Origin of the sequence: Pseudomonas abietaniphila (assembly GCF_900100795.1) — a bacterium.
In the GTDB taxonomy this organism is placed as follows: domain Bacteria; phylum Pseudomonadota; class Gammaproteobacteria; order Pseudomonadales; family Pseudomonadaceae; genus Aquipseudomonas; species Aquipseudomonas abietaniphila.
In genome coordinates, this window is sequence record NZ_FNCO01000006.1 from 1 (window position 1) to 22994 (window position 22994).

Consider the following 22994-nt stretch of genomic DNA (forward strand, 5'->3'; position numbering starts at 1 on the left):
TCGCGACCGGCGTTCAACGTTAGGTCGCGGCCACTCTGCAGCGTGCTGCCGATGTTGTTGATGTCACGACCTGCCGACACGCTGAGGTCGTTGGCCGCTTCGATGCGTGCTGCGTTGTCGGCATAGTCCTTGTGCAGTTGACCGCGCGTGTCGCTGTCGAGCGAGGTGATGGTGCGTTCGTTGGTGACGTCGCCGCCGATGGCGGTCACGGTCACGTCATGGCCGACGATGATGCTGCCCGTTTTGTAGGAGATTTGTCTTTATAAGCGCGGGGTAAAGCATACGACGCTAACGACTCAAATCCTTTATCAGAGAGTCATCGACGATCTGCGAAATCCCGTCCAATGCGGCGCGCAACAGTTCAGGTTCGGTGCGATAGCGCAACGGCGTGTAACCGTAAGTGTTCGCCCCATTGAAGGGAGTGATGTATTCCGTACGTTGCCAGACAGTTTCCTCGTTGCGCTTGAGGATGCCGGTGACATTAATGGTGGGATAGACCACGCTGCTGAAACCTTGAGTGAGCGCAAAGCCCCAGTTGTTCACGGTCAGCTGCACGAAGGCATCGGCAGGTTCCTGATCACTCACCACCTTGAACCGACCGGACGCCGCCAACTGTTCTTCAAAACGCTTTTTGACTATATCGCCAAGATTAATATTGGCTCTGTTCATGTTGTAAACAAGGGCTTCCACCGTCGACATCGACGCAAGATCTCCAGCCCTCATTCCCGCCGCAAACCCGGCGCCGGATAGCGCTGCGGTACCAACACCGGACGCTTTCACTGCAGCCCCCGCTGCAGCGCCAACACCAGTCCCCACAGCTGCACCCCAAGCCTGTTCGCGCCCCATGTAAGTGATGTCTTTGGTTGACCAGACCACGGGGAGAATTTTAACGGTTTGGATTTGTGATTGGTATTCGGCTTTGAACTTCTGATTAGTGCAACCACTTAGCACAAAATAGCAGACCATCACAAGCGATCGGTTTCTTTTCACCAGACTTTTCCTTATTTGCCTTCAACCTCTCACAAACAGTAAAAAAAATACAAGATCTTTTCTACACCAATCAGTGCATCTAACTAATTTACTCTACATATCCACACCCAAATCATCCGCCTGTCCTCTCAACCTCAAAGATATCTCAATAATTTCCTCCTTCGTCATTCCGCAGTAAGTTGGAAGAGAACCGGATGGAATATGCTGCATTAATGCAATCCCACAGGCAATAAAGTACCTTAATTCTTTTTCGCTCACATGCAGCACAATACATTTCGCGTCGTTCGCATCGTTCATTTTTTAGGCACCTGCGACTTGATATATAAATCCCAACCGGCTCCACCCTTGTCAGGGCGGAAGGCTGTAGCTTCACCTCGTTGGCCACGAATCACAATAGTTTTTGTCTCGTTGTCCAAGTAATAAGTAGTACCATCAACCGCGCGTCTGACTTCGGTAGCAGGATTTAGAACGATATTTTCGATAAGCTCTTGAAATTGCCCTCTTGTGTTGATACCCAAGTCTGCAAACTCCTGACCAGTGACAACGTGCTTATCATAAGCGTGACCACTCGCGACCTCCTCGGCCAAGATTTGGGAATAATAACGCTTGCCGTTGACTGAGCTTTCGGCGCCAGAGGCCCCTTTTGGGCTGCCCCCTCCAGCTTTAGATCCTCCACTGACACCCATCGTTGCGATGATCCGTAAACCTTCGCGGATCCCAACCATCTGCGCGTCGCTTAACCCCCACTTATCCTGGAACGCTCTTGCAACGGCATCGATTGATTCGCCGGCGGTAACGCTTGCCAACGTGTTCTGGAACTCGAAGTTTTCTGCCAGCAGTTGTCCATAGGCGTTTTGTGCCTGTTGAGACGCGCCGCCTACCAAGTCCTTCAGATGCTCTGTGTCTGCTTGGGCCTGCGCCACCAAGCTTGACGATACCTTGCAATTTTTCGGGTCGGCTGCACATGCGTTGATGGCTGCTATTTCCCTATCGCGACTCAAATCCCTAAAAACTCTCTGAGTTTTTTGCACGCATACGGTATCGCCCTCTGCGCATACATTTAACTCGTTGGCAGCCCTTTCAAGATCGCTGTGCGTCAGATAGTTATATTGAGTCGCATTCGCTGCAATGTTGGCAGCGATTCCTGGATCGCCTCCTGTAACCACTGTCGTTAACACGGCTACCAACTGTGTCATCGCAAGCAGATTGGCCTGCGCCTGGGCCATACCTGGATTATTCGGGTTGTACCCTTCAGGCAAGACGAGTTTTGCCAAGTACTGCACCAACGCTTCGTTGGCACCGCCTGCAATGGCGCCCGTCTGGAAGTCGCCCCCCATGGCCATTGATTTCAGCCCGCCCAACAACGCATGCGCAGCTACTTTCGTGGAGCTGCCATCGGCAAGCGTTGTGCCGCCAAGCTCCTTCGCGCCGATCGCACCTGCAATATCGATCACCGCGCTCAGCATTCCGTCTGTCAAGGTTTTGCCTAAGTTGCCGCCGTTGATGACCGTCTTGACGAATGACTGGGCAACGACGTTGATCGCGACTTTTTGAGCGCTGGCAAGATCAAAGGTTATTTTGGTCGGGTCATACCCCAGTTGGGAGGCTACGCCAGCAGTGGCGGCGGAGGTCAGATAGCCCTTTATCGCGTCAGAGGACGTCACATCTTTGAATACTGCACCGAGATTGCCGCCATTGTTGACAAAACTCACCGTAGCGTTTGTCGAGGCTCCTGCGGCGACCGCGCCTACCATCGTGCCAGTTGTTCCTCCTCCAGCAAACGCTGTAGCTGCGGGCCCTACTACCGCCGCCATGAGGATGGCAATGGCTAACTGCGCCGCAACACCCAAACCTGAGTTGCTGTACTTGAAGGACTGGTGAATTTCCTGCACCAGTCGCCAGTCAACATCTCCGCGTTTCTCCGCATCTTTGAGCCACGTGAGATTCGGATCCGCCTTGACCATCGCATCAATCGCTTCGCTCACGGTTTGCTGGTTCACCTGCTTGACGTCAATGTGCACGCCCGCAACGGCGTTGATAACCAGATTGCCGTTCGCGATCAGCTCGCTTTGGCGCAGGGTCTCATCGGTGCTGCCCTTCCCTGACATCGAATTCCAAGCGGCATTACTGTTGCTCTTCTCGTGACTTTCTTGGTGCAGATCCTTGACAGCCTCAAACAAAATCCCGCCACCACTGTTCAAGGTCAGGTCTTTGCCACTGTCGAGCTTTGCAACCTGATAGTGCTGATCCCCGCCACTGACCAGCATCATGTTGCCGCCGGAAGTGATCTCGCTGCCGATGTGGGTGACCTGCGTCACCTCATCGCGTTTGGTTTTTTTCGCGCCAAAGGAGCCTTTTTTCTTCTTGTCGTACAGTGAGTAATCACTGTCCTGCGCTGCCAGAATGTCCAGCTTGTCGCCTGCGACCAGATACGCTTCTTCGCCTGCGGTGATGCGGCTGGAGATCACCGCGAGGTTTTGTCCGGCGCTGACGGCGACGCTGCCGCCGGCTTTGATGTCCGTCGCAACCTGGCTGACGTGGTCTTCCTGCACGGTCAGCTTTTTGCTTTTCGACAGGAAGTGATCTTCGTCGGCGGCGGAGCTGATGGTGACGTTCTCAGTGGCGGCAATCGCGATATCGCGCTTGGCATCGATCTGGCTGGCGATGGCGTTGACGTCACGCCCGGCTTGCACTGACAGATCACGGCCTGCGCTTACCGTCGCACCTGTCTGCGTGATGTCGCTGCTGGTGTGTTTGCTGTCGAACACCAGGCTGTTGGTGACTTGGGTGGAGGCGATGTTGACGTCGCGACCGGCGTTCAAGGTCAAGTCACGGCCACTCTGCAGCGTGCTGCCGATGTTGTTGAGGTCACGACCTGCCGACACGCTGAGGTCGTTGGCAGCTTCGATGCGTGCTGCGTTGTCGGCGTAGTCCTTGTGCAGTTGGCCGCGCGTGTCGCTGTCGAGTGAGGTGATGGTGCGTTCGTTGGTGACGTCGCCGCCGATGGCGGTCACAGTCACGTCACGACCGGCGATGATGCCGCCTGCCTTGTTGGTGATGTCGTTGCCTGCCAGCAAGTCCAGACGATTGCCCGCCGAAACCAGCCCGCTGTTCACCAGGTCATTGCCAGCGACGGCGGACAGGTTGTTGGTGGCTTTCAGGGTGCCGACGTTGTCGAGGTTTTGACCGGCAATGAGGGTGACGTCGTTGCCGGCAATCAGTGCGCCGTTAGGTGCGAGGCGGTTGTCGGCCTGGGCCAGATACAGCACCGGCACCAGCACTTTTTCGCCATTCACTTCGTGCTCTTCGAGCCAGACGATGTCGTGGGTAAGCGCTGCGACCTGTTCGGAGGTGAGCGATACGCCAACGGACAGGTTGAGGGCGTCCTTGCTGGCGATGGCGTTGTTCATCAGGTACTTGAACTGATCCTCGTTGGAGGTCTGTCCGTCGATGAACGCCTGGCCGGTGCGGGCAGTGACGGCCTGTTGCACGAGACGTTGTTCGTAGAGGCCGTCGCCGAGGCGTTTGGCGCTGACGTCGGGGTCGTAGCCAAGGCCGGCGAGCAGGTAGTCCGAACTCATGAATTGCTTGAGGTCAGTGAGTACCGGGTTGGTTTCGATCAGGTATTTGCCGGTGCCAGGTTTGGCGGCGGAGCTTGGCAGGCCCTGAACGCGCGTCAGGCCTTGTGCACCGCTGGCGACATTGATGCTACTCACGTTGGCCGTCACGCCAGCGTCCTGACGATCCGCGACTGTCACCACGTGCCCGGTAGCGCCTGGATCGCCTGCGTTGCCAATCAGGATGTCGCGGGTCGAGGTGCCAGGAAGGGTCTGATCGCGCTGCGCTGCGGAGACACTGGCGCTGCCAATGTTCCAGTTCTGCGGGGCGGTGCTGGCTTGCGTGCCACCCTCAGCGCTGAGACGGAACAGACCGTTCTGCCCGGTGGGCAGGCTGAAGCCAGGCAGGCTGGTGGGGTCTACCTGTTGTTGGGCCAGATCGGGAGGGAGTTGCGCGTTCAGGCGAACGACAACGGTGGTACCTGTGCCATTGGCGTGGGTGTCGGCAACCTTGTTGGTGCCGCCAGCGGAGGCGTAGTCTTCGTGAATGACGCTGTTTTGCAGGTCTTGAGTGGCGTTGATGGAGACATTGCCACCCGCTTGAATGACAGCGCTCCGGCCAGCGTTGCCGGTGCCGTCCTTGGCGACTTCCACGTCGCTGACCAATGCCATGCCGGAAAGCGCCGTCGGGAGTTGCAACAAATTGGCGGGGTCGTACTGGGAGGTCGGTGTGCTTCCCCATGCGTAACCAGAAACCGTGAGGGCGGAAACGTTCTCACCTGTTTCATCGTCCTTGACGGCAGTGACTTTAATCAACCCACCGTCATGCCCAGGTTCCCGTCCCGTGGAGAATGTCACTACTCCAAGACGCAGCTCCCCAGAAGATGCGACGTAATAGATCTTCGGGAAGTCCGGGTTATCGCGCTGGTTATAGGCAACGACTTCCGGCATAAAACGATTGACGGTGCCGTCCGTCACAACGCCTTGGGAATACGTACGCGTACGCTCGACCGTCCCACTCACCGCACCAATGTTTTTGACATTGTCGGCCTGAATCGAAATATTGCCGCCGGCGCTTACAGTGCTTTTGCTGTTGAGAAAGCTGCTGCCGGAAAAGCTGAAATCGCTGCCTGCGGTCAACAGTGCCGATGCACTGGTGTCGCTGTCCTGGCCTGCGTCGAATGTCTCGCGGGCAATGTAGTTGACTTCATAGTGGTCACCACTGCAGTCGATGCACTGCACGGCAATGAACCCTGAGACCAGCGTGCGCCCCACAGCGAAGTTCTGCGTCCCGTCCGAGCCTTCGGTACGGTTTTCAAACGCTGTGGCGCTGAGGGTGAATTTACTGCCGCTCTCCATCGAACCCGAAATGTTCGACACCTGGTTCGCACGCGCCGCGCCATAACCACCGATGGTGAGATTTCTCAGGCTGTAGAAGTCGCCTTTCAGGTTAGTGAGCGTCGCAGTGTTTACCTGCATGTCCGCGCCACTGAAGATCAGCCCTTGGCTGTTGCTCAACGCAGGCGTGGTCAATGTGAGGTTTTGCGCCGCACCCAGCGTGCCGTAGTTGGCAAGACTGCCCGCGTTGACAACCAGGTCAGTGCTTGAGGTCAGTCGGCCATAGTTGGTCGCCGTGCCTGCGATATTGATGTTGGTGCGCGCACCACCCGCAATGCTGGCCGCACTGCCCAACGCCAATTGGCTGGCAGAGAGGCCCAATGTATTAAGACTGCTGACACGGCCATTGCCGGTATAGCTGCCGCTCAAGGTCAGGCTCAACGTTCCGTCGCTGGCGATCAGACCGTCGTTTGTCCAGCTCCCACCCGTGCCCACCAGCGCAGTCGACGCCAACAACTGTCCACTGGCCGTCTGCGTGAAGTTACCAACGTTGACGCTCAGCGTGCCTGCCTGAATGACGCTGCTGTTCGTCCAGCTGTCCGCATTGAGGGTGAGCGCGCCACGCGTAATGAAGCTCCCGCCAGCGTTGATGACGTTGGTCGTGGAAATCCCGAAATTGCCACTGCCCACATGCAGGATGCTGCCGCCCGCGTTAAGCAGACTGCCGACACCCAGCGCGAGGTCGGTGTTGGCGGTTTCCAGGGTGCCGTTGCGGTTATCGAGCAATCCGCCGATCTGGAAGCGGGTCACACCGCTGGTGCCCAGCGCGCGGAGTTTGCCGGTCTGGTTGTTGAGGCTGGCGGCAGTGATGTTGAGGGTGCTGTCGCTTTCGATGATGCCAAGCTGGTTGTTCAGCGCGCCGCTCAGCGTCAGGTCGATCTGCTGACCCGCGATCTGGCCGTCATTGCTGCCGCTGTTGTCGAAATTGTTGGCGGTGACGATGACGCGCTGTTTGGCATACAGGCCGCCGTTGCGGTTGTCGAAGTTGCCGCTGCCGGTGTTGATCAAAGCGTCGCCGCTTTGCGCCGAAATGCGGCCGCCGTAGTTGTCGATACCGGCCAGCGCACGAATGTCGAGGCTTTGCGCTTGGGTGATGCCGCCCTGACTGTTGTTGTTCAGGTCGTAGCCGTTTTTCAGCACGCCGGTGATGCGCGCGGTGAAGGCGTTTTGCAGGCTGGAGAGCACGCCGCCCCGGTTGTCGACGCTGCTCGCAGTGACGTTGAGGTTGCCGCCTTGGGCGATGATCTTGCCGCTCTGGCTATCGATGTCGCCGCTGACCGTCAGATCCAGCGCGCCCTGACTTTGCAGTGTGCCTTTGCCGTTGGCGAGGCTGGCGGCTTGCAGGGTGAGGTTGGCGTTCTTGCTGTAGATCAAGCCGTCGTTGGCGTTCTGGATGGCGCCGCTGGCAGTGAGCAGCAGTTGATCGTTGGCCGCGACGGTGCCGCGATTGCTGTTGTCCAGGCCGCCGGTGAACAGGGTCAGCGCGCGTTGGCTGGCGAGTTGGCCGCCCTGGTTGTTGATCTGGGTGGCGCGGCTGATCAACAGGTCGCCCGCGCTGGCGAGTTTACCGTTGGTGTTGGTCAGGCTGCCGAGCAGGTCGAGGGTGACAGCAGCATTGCCGGCGATGCTACCGGCGCTGTTGTCCAGGTCAGTGCCGGTGAAGTTGAGCGTCTGTTGGGCGTTGATCGTACCTGCAGCGTTCCCCAGCGTTGCCGCATTGAGGGTCAACGCAGCGCCACTGTCGATGAGGCCGTTCTGGCCGTTGTCCAGCAGGCCACTGACGGTATAGGTCTGCTCTGCTCCACTGGACAGAATCCCGCCCCGGTTATCAACGCTGGCCGCGCTGATGTTCAGTGCTTTCTGGCTGACCAATGCGCCATTGGCACCGTTGAGCAATGCGCCCGTGAGGCTGACGCTGACATCGCCGTTGCGGCTCGACAGCGTGCCGCTGTTGCGGTTGTCCAGGCTGCCGCCGCTGACATCAAGCCCTTCCCAGCCAGAGATCAGCCCTAATTGATTGAGCAGCGAATTGGCGTTGAGGGTCAGGCTCTGGTTGCTGATCAACTTGCCGTTGCTGTTGTCGAGCATGCGGCCTGTGAGGCTGAAACTCTGGCTGCTGGAGATTTCGCCGTTGGCGTTTTTGAGGTCGCGCAGGTGGTTGAGGGTCAGCGGGTTCTGGGTCGTGATCAGGCCGTTGCTGTTGTCGAGATCTGCGCCATTAAGGTCGAGGTTAACGGCAGTGGTGCCCAGCAGCGTGCCACCGATGTTGTTGATGCCGGTCGCTTGCACGTTGAGGGTTTGTGCAGCGTTGATCAGGCCATCGCCGTCGTTGCTGAGCAACCCGTTGACGTTGAGGGTCAGGTCACTGCGGCTGGTCAAAGTGCCACCGCTGCTGTCCAGCGTGCCCGCCTGCGCATCGAGGCTGGCGGCAGCGATCATGCCTTTGACGTTGTTCAGTGCCTGACCCACTCGCACGATCAAGCTCTGATTGCTCAGCAGTTTGCCCTTGCTGTTGTCGAGGCTGTCGGCGTTGAACTCAAAGCCCAAGGCGCTGGAGATTTCGCCGTTCTGGTTATTCACAGCCGCAAGGTTTTTCAGCAGCAACGCACCGGGCGCGTTGATCAAACCGTTCTGGTTATTGAGTTGCCCATGGTTGACGTCGAGGGTGAGCGTGCTGTTGCTGAACAGTGTGCCGCCTTGCTGGTCGAGGCCAGAGACGCTGGCGACCAGTGCTTTGTTGCTGCCGATGCTGCCGCCGCTGCTGTTGGTCAGTTGTGCGGTGCTCAGCGCAAGGCTGTCTGCGCTGGTCACACGCCCGTTATGGCTGTTGTCGAAATCACCCGTGCGAATCGACACCGCGCCTTTGCCGCTGATGCTGCCGCTTTGCGAGTTATCGAGGCTGGCGCTTCTGATGTACAGGCTGCCATCGGTCACCAGGTTGCCGCCCTGACTGCTGACGGCACCCACGCTGTCGACACTCAATGCCCCGGCGCTGGACAGCGTGCCGCCGTTGTTGTTGAGCGAAGCGCTGCGAACACTCAGCGTGCCTTCGCTGCTGAGCAAGCCAAGGTTGTTCAGCAGGTCACCGCTCAGGCCCAGATTGACGTTTTGCAGGCTGAGCAGGCTGCCGCCGCTGTTGTCCAGACGTGTGCCGGTCAGGCTCAGGCCGGTATTACCAGACAGCACGCCGTTGTTGCGGTTGGAGAGTTGATCGACCGCCAAGGTCAGGTTTTTCTGGCTGACCACTCGCCCCGCATCGCTGTTGTCGAACTGCTGAGCCGTCACGCTGATCGCGTCCTGACTCGATACCTCACCACCACGGTTGTCGATGTTGGCGACGTTCAACGTCAGCGGGCCGTTGGCGCTGAGCAGACCGTTGTGACTGTTGTCGAGTTGGGTACCGGTCAGCTTGAGACTGCCCAGCGCGATGAACTGACCGCCCTGTTGCTGCAGGCCGCCGATGTTGGCGATGAGGTCTTGTTTGCTGGCGATCTGTCCGAGGCTGTTGTCGACGTTCGCTGCGTTCAGAATCAGCTTGCCGTCGGCAATCAGCGTGGCGTTGTGGTTGTTCACATCGTTGTCGACGCTGAGGGTCAGGTCGCCACGGCTGGTCAGCAGACCGTTGGTGTTGTCGAGACTCCCCGCGCGAGCATCGATGGCCGCTGCGGAGATCGCGCCGTTGACGTTCGCCAACGCGTGGGCGACGCGCACCGTCAAGCTCTGAGTGCTCAGCAGTTTGCCGTTGCTGTTGTCGACGCTGTCGGCGGCCAGGGTGAATGCCTGGGCGCTGGAGATTTCGCCGTTCTGGTTGTTCACACCCGCAAGGTTCTTCAGCAGCAACTCACCGGGCGCGTTGATCAAACCGTTCTGGTTATTGAGTTGCCCATGGTTGAGGTCGAGGGTGAGCGTACCGTTGCTGAACAGTTCGCCACCTTGTTGGTCGAGGCCGGTGACGCTGGCGGTAACGGCCTTGGCGGCAGCGATGCGACCGCCGTCCTGGTTGGTGACCTGGGCTGCGGTGAGGCTCAGGCTGTCGGCGCTGGTCAGTTGGCCTTGGTGGCTGTTGTCTAACGCGCCGGTGTTGACGACGGTCGCGCCCTTGCCGGAGATCGCGCCGTGGTTGCGGTTGTCGAGGCTGGCGCTGGTGAGGGTCAGCGTGCTGTCGGTGCTCACCGAGCCCTGCTGGTTGTTCACCGCGCCGGTTGCGAGGACGTTCAACGCTCCGGCGCTGGAGAGTTTGCCGGTGGTGTTGGTCAGGTTGTTGGCCGCGATATTCAGGGTGCCTTCGCTGCTAAGCAGGCCGTTACTGTTGTCGAGGTCACCGGTGAGGTTGACGCTGAGATCGGTTTGCCCGGACAGGGTGCCGCCACTGTTGTTCAGCAACCCGCCGTCGAGGCGCAACGCGCTGCCCGCATAAATCAGGCCGTTGCTCTGATTGAAGACGTTGGCGATGTTGAGGTTCATGGCGCCGCCGGACAGCAGCTTGCCAACCTGGCTGTTGTTGAGTTGGCCCGCTTTGATGCGAACGTCGATCTGGCTGGAGATTTCGCCACCACGGTTGTCGATGTCGCTGAGGTCAAGATTCAGCGCTTTCGTTGCCCCGACCAGGCCGCCCGTGCGGTTGTCAAGTTGGCTGCCTTTGAGCGCCAGGTTGCCTTGGGCGACCAGCTCACCTTTCTGGTTGTTCAGGGTGGTGATGGTGGCGCTGAGGTCACTCTTGCTGGCGATGCGGCCGCTGCCGTTTTGCACCGTATTGGCGACGATCTGTGCAGGCCCGGTGGCACTGACCAGTCCACTCTGGTTGTTCAGCGTCCCTTGGACGCTCAGGGCCAGATTGCCCCCGGCCGTGATCTGGCGACCGCTGTTATCAAGGTTCTGACGGATGGAAGCGCTTAGATTGCGACTGGCAATCACACTGCCGTTGTTACGCAGGTTTTGAGCACTCAGCGCCACATCGCCCGTAGCGTTACGACTGTTGTCGGCATTGACGCCCGCTTCAACAATCGCGTTGTTGGTCAGCTGGCCATTGCTGCTCAAACTGATGCGATCGCGCGCGGCAATGTTCTGCTGCACGTTCAGCGCATCGCGTGTCTGCAGGTTGACGCTGTTGCCGTAGACCGCGCCCTGCACGTCAGCGCTGGCGGCCTTGACGTTGACCGCGCCGTTGGCCGCGACCTGGGCCATGCTCAGTTGGCCGTTGGCATCGATCTGGATGTCGCCCGCGCTGGCGGCGAGGTTACCGGCGAGTTTCACGCCGACGCCGGCTTCGGTTCCCACCAGCCGGATTGCGCCGGCGTACATGCCGCCCAGTGCCGAGCTGTCGATGGCCAGTTGCGGTTTGTCGCTGCCGTCGTCGGCCAATGCCGTGGCGTTCAGGGTCTGGGCGTCGACATCGTTGCGGCCGGCGATGATGTTGAGTTTTTTCGCGTGCAGTTCGGCGTTGATTTTCGCGCTGCGGGTGATGATGTCGAACTGGTCGACGTTGTCGGCATTGAGGCCGGCGCCGTCGATGGAGACGCTGCCGCCTTCGACACGGAAGTGGTCGAGACGGCCGTTGTCGAGCACCGGTTTGCCGGTGGTGAGGGTGACTTGCGGGGTGTTGATGAAACCGCAGCCGTTGCAGCTGATGCCGTACGGGTTGGCGACGATGACCCGGGCCGATTGCCCGGCCACTTCGGTGTAGCCCTTGAGCTGCGTGGCATTGGCGCCGACCACTTCGTTGAGAATGGTGCTGGCGGCGCGGCCGTTGAGGTTCTGGTTGCCGAGGATGATGCCGCCCAGTTGGGTGCTCTGGGTGCGGTCGGTGGCGTTATTGAGGATCACGCCCTGAGCGCCGACGTTGTATTGCTGGTACTGGTTATGCGACAGGCCACTGCCGTTGGGGGCGGCGATGTTGACGATGGGTACGCCGTTGCCCGCCTGGCCCATTGTGGTGTTGGTGGTGCCATTCACGGCAATGCCGTCGGCCTGGGCCAGCAGCGGCTGCCAGAACATCGCCTGCACCAGAATCAGCGCGATGCCACGCTTGGGCAGGCCGCAGAATGACGATCGCTCGATCAGTTTCGCGGACGGTTGGCGGGCAAGAAAGTTGAAGAAACGAACGTCCATGTCAGGCATCCCGGCGAAACGTTAGAGGAAAAAGTCCATGCGGAAGTAAATCGGCGATTCGCGCTCGATCAGACCGGCAGGACGTTCCAGAGAATGGGCAAAGGTCACGGTCGCGGCGATGTGCTGGCCGCGCGCGAAGAATTCGAAGGCGTTGCTGGACAGGCGTCCGTGCTGGTCGTCGTTGTAACGATCGTTGCGAATCACGCCCTGGTCATAACCGGCGGCGATGCCGTATTCGGTGAAGGCCGGGCGCAGCCAGTCGAGGGTCACGGGCCGGGTCAGGCGCAGTTCGTTGCGCCAGTAACCGCCGCTGTCGCCGGAGAGGAATTGATCCTTGTAGCCGCGCACCGAGGACGATCCGCCAAGGCTCATGCGCTGCGAGCTGAACAGCGCATCTTCGCTGCGCTGTCCGGTGGCAAGGCTGGTGAAGGTGAAGCTCTCCCCCCACAGCTTGAACGGTTGCAGGTAACTGACGGTGCCGGTGTATTTGCGATAGCGCGCGCCGGGCTCGCCGGGGCCGGGATGGTTGTTGTCCTGGGCGCCAAACGCGCTGATGCCCTGCTGTATGCCCAGATCGATGTTGATAAACGCGCCACCGACGCGTCGGCCGTGGTTGATGCCGTATTGCACTTCGCTGATGCGGTTGCTGCTCAGGGCCAGGCGGCTGTCTTCGATGTAGTTGTTGGTGCGCAGGTTGGACAGGCCGATGTTTAGCGAAGTCTTGCTCAGGGCGTCGCGATAAATGACCCGCTCGGCGCGCACCTGATGGGTCTGGCTGTCGCCGGTCTGCTTGAAATTGAAGCCGCTGGCCTGGGCCTGCGAGCGGTAGTCCGTTTCGTTGTAGCTGTAACTGAAATTCCACCAACCCCATGGCAGGTTGTAGGCCAGCGATGCGTTGTGCGAGGTGTGCTGGTGATCGGTCATGGCATCGTGGCCGCCGCGCAAGCTCAGCTGATCGGCCAGACCCAGCGGGCTGTCCCACTCAAAGCCTGTGTTCCACTGTTGCTCGCCGGTGCTGCGCTGACCGTCGTTGTTGCGCGACAGGTTCACGCGCCAGGGTTTCTGCGGGGCGTTTTTGACCAGTACGTCGCTGCCACCCACGGCCTGACCCGGCGTCAGCTCCATTTGCGCCTGATTGGACGGCAAGCGGTTGAGCTGATCGACCATCTGCTCGATCTCGCGCAGGTTGACCAGCTGCCCTTCCCTGCCCGGAAACGCCATCGCCAATTCGCGATCGGTCAGGCTGCTACCGGCGTCGCTCTTGAGTTTTTCGAGATGGCCTTCGATCACCAGCACTTGCAGATGGCCCTTGGACAAATCCTGCTGCGGCAGATAGGCGCGGCTGGTGACCAGGCCTTTCTCGATATACAGATTGGTGATGACCTTGAGCAGTTCGTTGAGCTGCGAAACGCCCAGGCACTGGCCCAGATAAGGTTGCGTCAAACGTTTGCGCTCGGATTCGGAAAGCGAGTCAGCGCCTTTGAGTTCGATCGTGTTGATGGTGAAGCAGCGGGGGTCGGCGGGCGCACTGGAGGCCACGGGAGCGCCCTCCTTGCCCGGCAAGTTCTTAAGCTCTTCGAGGCGGCGCTGCTGCTCTTGAAGCAGGCGTTCCTGCCGATCACGGATCAGGTCCTGCACGCCGGGCTCGGGCACGGGCGCGGCAAGTGAGGCGAGCGGCATGGCGGTGAGCAGGCAGTAGAAAGCAACTCTTGAAGCGGGAGAATTCACGTAGCGTCCTTGCAGTAGCACAGTGACATCAATCATCGGCGGCGATGTTAATGAGCCACTACTTTGACGTCAATTGCCCGGCGACGAACTGTTAAGCCATCCACTGAATCGGCCATAAGCAAATCGGGAAGGACTAAACAAACCAAAAAGGCGCCCGAAGGCGCCTTTGTTTTCGCTGCTCGCTTTACGCTACAACAGGAATCATCGGGTCAGCTGCCGCCAGGGCCGCTGCGCGCTCGGCCACGGGTGGGTAGATCCACACCGAGTTGATCTGCTGCTTGAGTTGCTTGGCTTCTTCCTTGATCAGCTTGACCTGACGGTCCCAGCCTTCGGTGTACACCGCGCCCCAGGCGCCGAGGTCCAGGCAGGTGACGTATTTGGCCTGGCTGTACGGGGTCGGTGCTTCGCCCAGCAGGTCGGCGGCCACGTTGTTGCCCGCCGAGCGGCCCAGCGCGATGGCGTGCTGGCAGGTCATGAGGGCGTAGTGGCCTTCGTCGTCGGTGGCGGCGTACGCCGTGTCACCGGTGGCGAAGATGTCGTTCTGGCCGATGACTTTCAGGTTGCGATCCACGTGCAGACGGCCATAGGCATCCCGCTCGCCCGGGATCTGCTCGGTCAGCGAGCTGGCCCGCACGCCCACGGTCCAGACCACGGTCCTGGCGTCGATGCGACGACCGTCGGCCAGGGTCACGCCGTTGGCGTCCACGGCGGCGACCGATGCATTGACGACCCACTCCACGCCCAGTGTTTCGGTGGCTTCGATGATCGACGGGCTGATGTTCTGGCCCAACGCCGCGCCGACTTTCTCGCCGCGATCGACGATGATCACTTTGATAGGGGCGTCCGCACCGAGCGCAGCTCGCAGGCGCGCGGGCATTTCAGTCGCGGTTTCAATACCGGTGAATCCGCCGCCGGCGATCACCACCGTGTTGCGCATCGCCGACTCCGGCTGTTGCGCCAGGGCCTTGATGTGCTGTTCAAGGCGGGTGGCTTCTGCCATGAGGTCAACATCGAAGGCGTGCTCGACACCTGGCACTGACCCAGGGCGGACGACGCGGCTGCCGGTGGCCAGAACCAGTTTGTCGTAGTTGATCGAAGCATTTGCGCCGTGGGCGTCGGTGTAGCTGACCTTTTTGCCAGCGACGTCGATCGCTTGCGCCATGCCTTTGATGAAGTTCACGCCGACCGCATCGAACAACGGCCCCAAGGGCGACTGCATTTGATGCACGTCCTGCTCGTAGTAACGCGGGCGAACTCCCAGCACCGCCTCAGGGGCCAGCACGGTGACTTCGACGTCATTGCGACCGTGCATGTCCAGTAAACGCGTGGAACTCAGTGCGCTCCACATCCCGCCAAAACCCGCGCCGATGATCAGGATTTGCTTTTTCATTGTGTGCTCCAGAGAAGAAAAAAGTCGTTTTCACAGTGAGTGCGCCACGGTTTGGGTCAGGTAAGCGCTGCAGTGACCCATGCCGGTGTGTGCTGGTCGGAGTTCTCGACCCACTCAACATAACTACGACTCTATTGATCGTAGTTAATTTCGGCAAGCCGTTTTTAATACGATTTTTCCGTCGAGCTTCAGATCGATCAATAAAAATCAATAATTTCAAACAGATACAGGCTAACACCGGCTGTCTATTGATTGGTTCGTGCCAACAGCGGTCATTGCCGCCGGTCATCAAAACCTGCTGCTCCTTGCGGCCAACGCGCCAAATTGTTAGCTTTCGCACGATCAATTCAGTCGGAGATCAACATGTCTCTCTATAGCGCGGGTGTCGAATACGGCATTCACTGCCTGCTTTATCTGGTGGATGAGCGTGGCGACAGCCGCGAAGCCAGCGTGCGCGACCTGGCGGAACTGCAGGGCGTGCCTCAGGAATACCTGGCGAAGGTGTTCACCAAGCTGGCGAAAGCCAGGCTGGTGGTGGCGACCGAGGGCGTTAGGGGCGGGTTCAAACTGGGCCGGCCTGCGGACGAAATCACCCTGCTCGACATCGTCACGGCCATCGACGGGCGCAAGCTGATTTTCGATTGCCGGGACATTCGCGGCCGTTGTGCGGTGTTTGACGGGTGCGCGCCGGAATGGGCGACCGAAGGGATCTGCGGCATCAATGCGGCGATGCTGACCGCGCAGAAGCGGATGGAAGAAGCGCTGGACCAGCAGACGATCCTCGACCTTGCGCGCCGCACCGGGCGCAAGGCGCCGCCGGAATTCTCCGGTCAGATCAGCGGCTGGCTGAGCGAGCGCAAGGAAAGCCGCGCCGCGGGCACGGACAGTCAGCACATTGCCGTGACGCGGGTCGACGAATAACCGGCGGTAATGCCAAACCTTTGGGAGCCGGCTTGGTGCGGGTCGCGTTCGGACGAATGCAGTGTGTCAGTCACCATGGAGGTTGGCGACTCATAGCATTCGCCAGCAAGCCGGCTCCCACGGCCTTCGGCCAGAAACGTATCGTGGTACGACGAGAAGTGGAGGTCACCGTCGTAAGGCATTACAGCCGAAAAGTCCGAAGTGTTGGGAAACGCGGCCCGTTTATCCGTAAGGGGAAATCGCTTGTACTGGTCTCAAGCGCCCCGAACGCGAAAGTCCTCACGGCTTTCGACACGGGCAACGGTTTTTCCCTTTTGCACTTGCGACCGAGGCAATCATGTCCACACTTCATTCTCCCGTTAACGTAGGCCCTTTCACGTTTGCTCACCGCGTCGTGCTCGCCCCTCTGACCCGCATGCGTGCCGAAGAAGGCGCACGCCCGGGGCCGCTGATGGCCGAGTACTACGCTCAGCGCACCTCCGAAGGTGGTTTTCTGATCGGCGAAGCCACCATCGCTGCGCCCAACGGCAATGGTTACCTCGGCGCACCGGGCCTGTTTGACGACAGCCAGATCGCGGGCTGGAAACAGGTCACCGATGCCGTGCACGCCAAAGGCGGCAAGATCTTCCTGCAGCTTTACCACGCGGGTCGTCAATCCAACGTCGATGTGCAACCTCAAGGCAGCCTCCCGGTTGGTCCGTCCGAAGTGCTGCACGGCGGCGTGGCGTACACCACTGAAGGCTGGGTGCCGAACACCCCGAACCGCGCACTGACTGTCGAAGAGATCGCGGACCTGGTTGAAAGCTTCCGCACTGCGGCCGAGCGTGGCGTCAAAGCCGGTTTTGACGGCGTGGAGTTGCACGGCGCCAACGGTTACCTGGTCGATCAGTTTCTGCAGGACAACAGCAACAAACGCACCGACAGCTACGGCGGCTCGTTTGAAAACCGTACGCGCTTTTTGCTGGAAGTGACCCGAGCACTGATTTCAGTCTGGGGCAGTGAACGGGTTGCCGTGCGCATCGGCCCAAGCGGCACCTGGGGTGACATGGGCGACAGCGACCCGGAAGGCCTCTTCACCTACGTCGCGCAGCAACTGGCGCCGCTGAATCTGGCGTACCTGCACCTGATCGAGCCCCGTATTCTGGGCAACATCGAAGATGAAAATGCTGACCCGGCGCCCGTAGCGGCTCAGTTGATCCGCAAGCACTACACAGGCGTGATCATCGCGGCGGGCGGGTTCGACGGCGAAAGCGCAGAAGCCATTGTTCAGGCCGGCGACGCCGATCTGGTTGCCTTCGGCCGCCACTTCATCGCCAACCCGGACCTGCCCACGCGCCTGCGCCATCACCTGCCGCTGAACCCCTACGACCGCCCGACTTTCTTCGGCGGCACTGAAGTGGGCTACACCGACTACGCGTTCTATAAAGAAGAAGCGACCGCGTAAGCCATCTCCCAACGGCGTTAAGGTGGTGATCGAACAATCACCACCGCTCTACACAGCGAATGGGAAATAACCTGTGGGAGCGAATTCATTCGCGAGAAACCCGTCCAGACGACCGACCTTCATCGCCTGAAATCCCCTCTCGCGAATGAATTCGCTCCCACCGTTTTTCAGCGTCCGACAGGACCGCTTGCCATCACGCAGACACCACCGCGTATATTCCCACCACGCTCAGCACCATCACTGTCGCGCCCAACACCACCACCTCACGCAGCGGCGCCGGGATGCGCTCGTTCTTCAGACCGCGCGCACTCTTGCGGTAGCGGGAATTGAGGGCGAGCTGGATCAGCAGGCTGGCCGCCAGCGACACCATGATTGGCAGCAAGGCAATCAGACCGAAATGAGGGATCCAGCGCAGGAAGATCGTGCAGACGACGATCAGGGTCAGCAGCGTGCGCCGCCAGGCCAGCAGGGTGCGTTCCGGCTGTAAGCCCGGATCGTCATGGCCCAGAGAGACGGGACTTCGGCGACTCACGACGCGCCATATATAAGGAAGACGATCAACCCCGCCGCCACCAACGCCCCGCCCAGCGACAGAATCGGCACCAGCACCGGCAGCGGCAACGGCTTGCGCTGCCGCATCGCGCGCTCGACTTTCAGCCAACGGAGGCAGGCACTGGCGCTGACCAGCATGGCGAGCACCAGCAGCGACAACGCGACCGCGCGACGCAGGCCCGGGCTGAACACATCACCGGTGAACGCCTCGACGGCAATCCCGCCCGCCAGGAAGGCCAGCGCCGTGCGAATCCAGGCCAGAAAGGTCCGTTCGTTCGCCAAGGTAAAGCGCGGGTCGGGCTCGCAACCGCCGCCCAGCAATGACGCGGAGAGGCGATCACGGTCAGGAGCGGGAATTTTGCCAGGATCCGGAGAATTCATGTCGCACCGAGGTCGGGTAGATGACCGCGATCATACCGGTCATCACCCCGAAAGGCCCGTATCGGCAGCGACATTGGTGTGCCTGTGGCCGTACGGGTAAATGAAGCGACGTCATCTGTAGGAGCGCGCTTGCCCGCGAAAGCGGACTTTCAGGCGTTACATCTCTGCCGGCTGTCAGGACGTCTTCGCGGGCAAGCGCGCGCCTACAAAGGTCATGCCTGTTGACGTTGCGCCAGGTCCACCCACACCGGCCCGTTCGGGTACTCATAGCGCTCCAGTGTTTCGGCGGTCATTTCAATGCTGTAACCCGGGCGCTTGGGCGGCATGTAGCGGGCACGGCGGATCACCACCGGGTCGAGGAAGTGTTCGTGCAGGTGATCGACGTATTCCAGCACGCGATTGTCCAGGGAGCCGGACACCGCGATGTAGTCGAACATCGAGATGTTCTGTACGTATTCGCACAACCCCACGCCGCCGCCGTGCGGACACACCGGCACATTGAACTTGGCCGCCATCAGCAACACGATCAGCACTTCGTTCAACCCACCGAGGCGCGCCGCATCCAGCTGGCAAAAATCCAGCGCCTCGGCCTGGAACATCTGCTTGAACATCACGCGGTTGTGGCAGTGCTCACCGGTGGCGACGCCAATCGGTTTGATGCGCTGGCGAATGGTCGCATGGCCGAGAATGTCGTCCGGGTTGGTCGGTTCTTCGATCCACCAGGGCTCGAACGCGGCCAACCGACGCATGTTGCTGATCGACTCTTCGACGCCCCAGACCTGGTTGGCGTCCATCATCAACGTGCGGTCCCAACCGAGCTCGTCGCGCAGAATCGCGGCGCGGCGCAGATCCTCTTCAATGTCCGAACCGATCTTCTGTTTGATGTGGGTCCAGCCGTCGGCGATGGCTTCGCGGGCCAGACGACGCATTTTCTCTTCGGAATACCCCAGCCAGCCGGGCGCGGTGGTGTAACCCGGATAGCCTTCTTCGACCAGGTGCGCTTCACGCCGGGATTTGCCCGGCACCTGCCGACGCAGCAGCGCGATGGCTTCTTCCGGCGTGATCGCATCGGTGACGTAGCTGAAATCCAGGCATTTCACCAACTGTTCGGGCGTCATGTCGGTGAGCAGTTTCCAGACCGGTTTGCCCTCGGCCTTCGCCCACAAATCCCAGACCGCGTTCACCAAGGCTGCCGTCGCCAAGTGAATAACGCCCTTCTCCGGCCCCAACCAGCGCAATTGGCTGTCGCCTGCGGTGACGTCGTGCCAGAACGCGCCCATGTCAGCGGTGATGGCTTCCAGGCTTAACCCGACGATCCGCGGCGCCAGCGACTGGATCGCGGCCACACAGATCTCGTTGCCACGGCCGATGGTGAAGGTCAGGCCGTGCCCTTCCAGACCGTCGCGGGAATCGGTGTGCAGAACGACGTAGGCGGCCGAATAGTCCGGCGCGCTGTTCATGGCGTCCGAGCCGTCGAGTGACAGTGAGGTGGGAAAACGGATGTCGCGAATGGAGACCGAGGTGATGGTCAGCGTCATGGATAGCTCTCTTGTTGTTCTGAAAGATCGATGCGTCCCTATCGCCGTGATCGCGAATGAATTCGCTCCCACAGGAGATTCGCGTTAATCCTGTGGGAGCGAATTCATTCGCGATAATCATCGGCAGACGATGCTGTGACTGTAAGCCCCTCACCGATACAGGCATAATCGCGAAATCCTAACGATCGATATCGAATCCGGTATGTCAGAGCTCCCTGAAAAATTCGCCACGCTGAAAATCTCCAGCCGTCAGATCGCACTGCTCAACGCGTTGGGCGAGCTGGGCAACCTGCGCAAGGCGGCGTTGGCGATTCACACGACGCAACCCGCCGCGAGCCTGTTGCTGCAGCAGCTGGAAGAGCGCCTGGGCGTGCAACTGTTCGAGCGCCTGCCCAGAGGCATGCAGCCGACACTGTTCGGGGACGTGATGATCCGTTACGCCCAGGGCGCCCTGCATGAGTTCGAGTACGCCGAAGCGCAGATCGCCGAACTGGCACGCGGCGCCGCAGGGATGGTGCGCATTGGCACGGTGATGGGGCCGGTACCGACTGTGCTGACCCGTGGTGTGCTGGCGTTCAAGGCGCAGCACCCCAAGGTGCGCGTAGCCATCGAGGTCGGCACCAGCGACACGTTGCTGCCCGCCTTGATTCGCGGGGATTTCGACCTGGTGCTGGGCCGGCTGCCGGATCAGCTGGACAGTCAGGGGCTGGACATTCAGTTGTTTGAACAGGGCGAGCGCATGCGCATCATTGCGCGCCCCGGTCATCCGCTCGCCAACCGTCCGAACACCCGTCTGGCAGACCTGGCGCCACTGACCTGGATCCTGCACCCCATCGACAGCCCGATGCGACGGCAGGTGGAAAACGCATTGAAAGCCGCGCAGCTGATCCAGCCGCTGGACATCATCGAAACCAGCTCGATCCTTGCCACCACCGCCATGCTGGAGTCGTCCGACATGATCGCCGTGGTGCCCAACGACGTGGCCGAGCACTACGCCCGGTATGGAATGATCACGGTGCTGGCGGTGGAGTTGCCGCTGGCGATGGCCAATCTGGGCTTGCTGACCTCGAAGGCCAGGCCGATGTCGGCGGCGGTGAAAGGGTTACTGGGTTATCTGACAAACAATGACGGCCTGTAGACGCGAACGCTTCGCCCTGAAGAGTGAACCGTTTTCATGATTTTTTGATAACCCCTCGTTATCGATCAATCGAAACCTTTCATTGGGAAATTATCAAAACGCTTCATAGAGTGATTCACAACCGGCTCGGTCTGCGCGTTCTCCAGTCCGTCCGACATGAACAACAAGAACATTGGCCGCCTGTAACGGTGCTGTTCCCTGCCCGGGAGCCGTTGTGCTGCGTCGTCACAACCCGTCACGACGCAGACGCAGGGGGCAACCGTCCCGAGAGGCCGCATGGAACTCATCGCCAAAACGCCAGCGTTCGACAGCAGTGCGCTGGTCATCCGCCTTAATCCCCTCGACAACGTGCTGGTCGCCCGGCAAGCGCTGAGCGAAGGCACGCGCCTCGAAGAAGAAGGCATCACTGTGCTGCAGGACATTCCGTCCGGGCACAAGGTGGCGACCGTCCGCGTCGAACAGGGCCAGGCGCTGCGCCGCTACGGGCAGATCATCGGTTTTGCGTCGCAACCCATCGAGGCCGGTCAGCACGTGCATGTGCAGAACGTCGAGATGTCGGATTTCTCCCGCGATTACGCCTTTGGTGTGGACGCCCACGAGACGCCGAAAACCGAGGCGTTCTTTCAGGGCATCGTGCGCGCCGACGGTCGGGTCGCCACGCGCAACTACATCGGCATCCTCACGTCGGTGAACTGCTCGGCCACGGTGGCCCGGGCGATTGCCGACCGGTTTCGTCGCGACATCCATCCCGAAGCCCTCGCCGATTACCCCAACATTGACGGCGTTGTCGCACTGACCCATGGCTCAGGCTGCGCCATCGACTCCAAGGGCGAAGCCATCGATCTGCTGCGTCGCACCCTCGCGGGTTATGCCGTGCACCCCAACTTCGCTGCGGTGCTGGTGGTCGGGCTGGGCTGCGAAACCAATCAGATTCAGGATTTGCTCGACAGTCAGGGGCTCAAGGCCTCGGACCAGTTGCGCGCGTTCACCATCCAGGGCACGGGCGGGACGTCGAAAACCATCGCCAGCGGCATTGAGCAGGTGAAGTCGCTGCTGCCCCAGGCCAATCAGATCAAGCGTGAAACGGTCAGCGCCCGGCACCTGATCGTCGGCCTGCAATGTGGCGGCTCGGACGGTTATTCGGGCATCACCGCCAACCCGGCACTGGGCAACGCAGTGGATCGGCTGGTCGCCGCGGGCGGCACCGCGATTCTGTCGGAAACCCCGGAAATCTATGGCGCCGAGCACTTGCTGACACGCCGGGCAGTGAGCCGCGCGGTGGGTGAAAAGCTCGTTCAGCGGATTCATTGGTGGGAAGACTACTGCAAGCGGATGAACGCTGAACTGAACAACAACCCGTCCGCCGGCAACAAGGCAGGCGGCCTGACGACCATTCTGGAGAAGTCGCTCGGCGCCGTGGCCAAGGCCGGTTCGACCAACCTGATGGGCGTGTACGAGTACGCCGAAGCGGTGCGCGCGCAAGGTCTGGTGTTCATGGACACGCCGGGGTACGACCCGGTCTCCGCCACAGGCCAGGTCGCAGGCGGCGCCAATCTCATTGCCTTCACGACCGGCCGTGGCTCGGCGTATGGCTGCGCGCCGACGCCGTCGATCAAGCTGGCGACCAATAACCGCGTGTTCGAATTCCAGCAGGAAGACATGGACGTTAACTGCGGCGGCATTGCCGATGGCAGCACCACGATTGAAGAACGCGGCGCGTACATCTTCCAGATGATGCTGGACATTGCCTCCGGCGCACGCAGCAAAAGCGAGCAACACGGCTACGGGCAGAACGAGTTTGTGCCGTGGCAAATCGGCGCGATCACCTGATTCACGTAAACCCGGGCGA

12 protein-coding genes and 1 pseudogene are annotated in these 22994 nt (G+C 60.4%); 4 read left to right on the top strand and 9 right to left on the bottom strand.

What is annotated here, in order from left to right; translation table 11 throughout:
- From BLS87_RS12845 to BLS87_RS12870, 6 genes and pseudogenes are all read right to left on the bottom strand, one after another.
- Positions 1–245 (bottom strand): annotated as a pseudogene (locus BLS87_RS12845) (hemagglutinin repeat-containing protein); the annotation flags it as partial.
- A 43-nt stretch (positions 246–288) separates the two neighbouring features.
- Positions 289–966, bottom strand: coding sequence for a hypothetical protein (locus BLS87_RS12850; protein WP_074752874.1), 678 nt, complete (start codon positions 964–966; stop codon positions 289–291).
- A gap of 117 nt (positions 967–1083) precedes the next feature.
- Complete coding sequence (locus BLS87_RS12855; protein WP_074752875.1) at positions 1084–1287, bottom strand: hypothetical protein; 204 nt, start codon at positions 1285–1287, stop codon at positions 1084–1086.
- Positions 1284–12053 (bottom strand): two-partner secretion domain-containing protein, encoded by a 10770-nt coding sequence (locus BLS87_RS12860; RefSeq protein ID WP_074752876.1) that lies wholly within the window; start codon positions 12051–12053, stop codon positions 1284–1286. Before BLS87_RS12860 ends, BLS87_RS12855 begins: the two co-directional genes overlap by 4 nt.
- A 21-nt stretch (positions 12054–12074) precedes the next feature.
- Positions 12075–13733, bottom strand: a complete 1659-nt coding sequence (locus tag BLS87_RS12865; protein WP_074752877.1) for a ShlB/FhaC/HecB family hemolysin secretion/activation protein — start codon at positions 13731–13733, stop codon at positions 12075–12077.
- 232 nt (positions 13734–13965) lie between these two features.
- Positions 13966–15171, bottom strand: coding sequence for an NAD(P)/FAD-dependent oxidoreductase (locus tag BLS87_RS12870; RefSeq protein WP_074752878.1), 1206 nt, complete (start codon positions 15169–15171; stop codon positions 13966–13968).
- A 363-nt stretch (positions 15172–15534) separates the two neighbouring features.
- Here BLS87_RS12870 and BLS87_RS12875 point away from each other — a divergent pair, with 363 nt between their 5' ends.
- Both BLS87_RS12875 and BLS87_RS12880 read left to right on the top strand, forming a co-directional pair.
- On the top strand, positions 15535–16092 hold the full coding sequence (locus tag BLS87_RS12875; protein ID WP_074752879.1) for an RrF2 family transcriptional regulator: 558 nt from the start codon (positions 15535–15537) through the stop codon (positions 16090–16092).
- A gap of 337 nt (positions 16093–16429) precedes the next feature.
- A complete protein-coding gene (locus BLS87_RS12880; protein WP_074752880.1) occupies positions 16430–17536 on the top strand; it encodes an alkene reductase in 1107 nt (368 codons plus the stop codon).
- A 193-nt stretch (positions 17537–17729) separates the two neighbouring features.
- Here the strand turns inward: BLS87_RS12880 and BLS87_RS12885 are convergent, their stop codons facing one another.
- The 3 genes from BLS87_RS12885 to BLS87_RS12895 all read right to left on the bottom strand — a co-directional run bounded on the left by BLS87_RS12885 (position 17730) and on the right by BLS87_RS12895 (position 20007).
- The gene (locus BLS87_RS12885; RefSeq protein ID WP_074752881.1) at positions 17730–18068 is read right to left on the bottom strand and encodes a DUF202 domain-containing protein; all 339 of its coding nucleotides are present in this window, start codon (positions 18066–18068) and stop codon (positions 17730–17732) included.
- Positions 18065–18469, bottom strand: coding sequence for a YidH family protein (locus BLS87_RS12890; protein WP_074752882.1), 405 nt, complete (start codon positions 18467–18469; stop codon positions 18065–18067). The genes BLS87_RS12885 and BLS87_RS12890 overlap by 4 nt, the downstream gene beginning before the upstream one ends.
- Before the next feature lie 212 nt (positions 18470–18681).
- Positions 18682–20007 carry an L-fuconate dehydratase gene (locus BLS87_RS12895; protein WP_074752883.1) on the bottom strand — a complete coding sequence of 442 codons (1326 nt, stop codon included), beginning with the start codon at positions 20005–20007 and terminating at the stop codon, positions 18682–18684.
- A gap of 202 nt (positions 20008–20209) precedes the next feature.
- Between BLS87_RS12895 and BLS87_RS12900 the strand changes: the two genes are divergently transcribed.
- Positions 20210–21145, top strand: a complete 936-nt coding sequence (locus BLS87_RS12900; protein WP_074752884.1) for a LysR family transcriptional regulator — start codon at positions 20210–20212, stop codon at positions 21143–21145.
- A 276-nt stretch (positions 21146–21421) separates the two neighbouring features.
- A complete protein-coding gene (locus BLS87_RS12910; RefSeq protein WP_074752886.1) occupies positions 21422–22975 on the top strand; it encodes a UxaA family hydrolase in 1554 nt (517 codons plus the stop codon).
- The last annotated feature ends 19 nt before the right edge of the window (positions 22976–22994 follow it).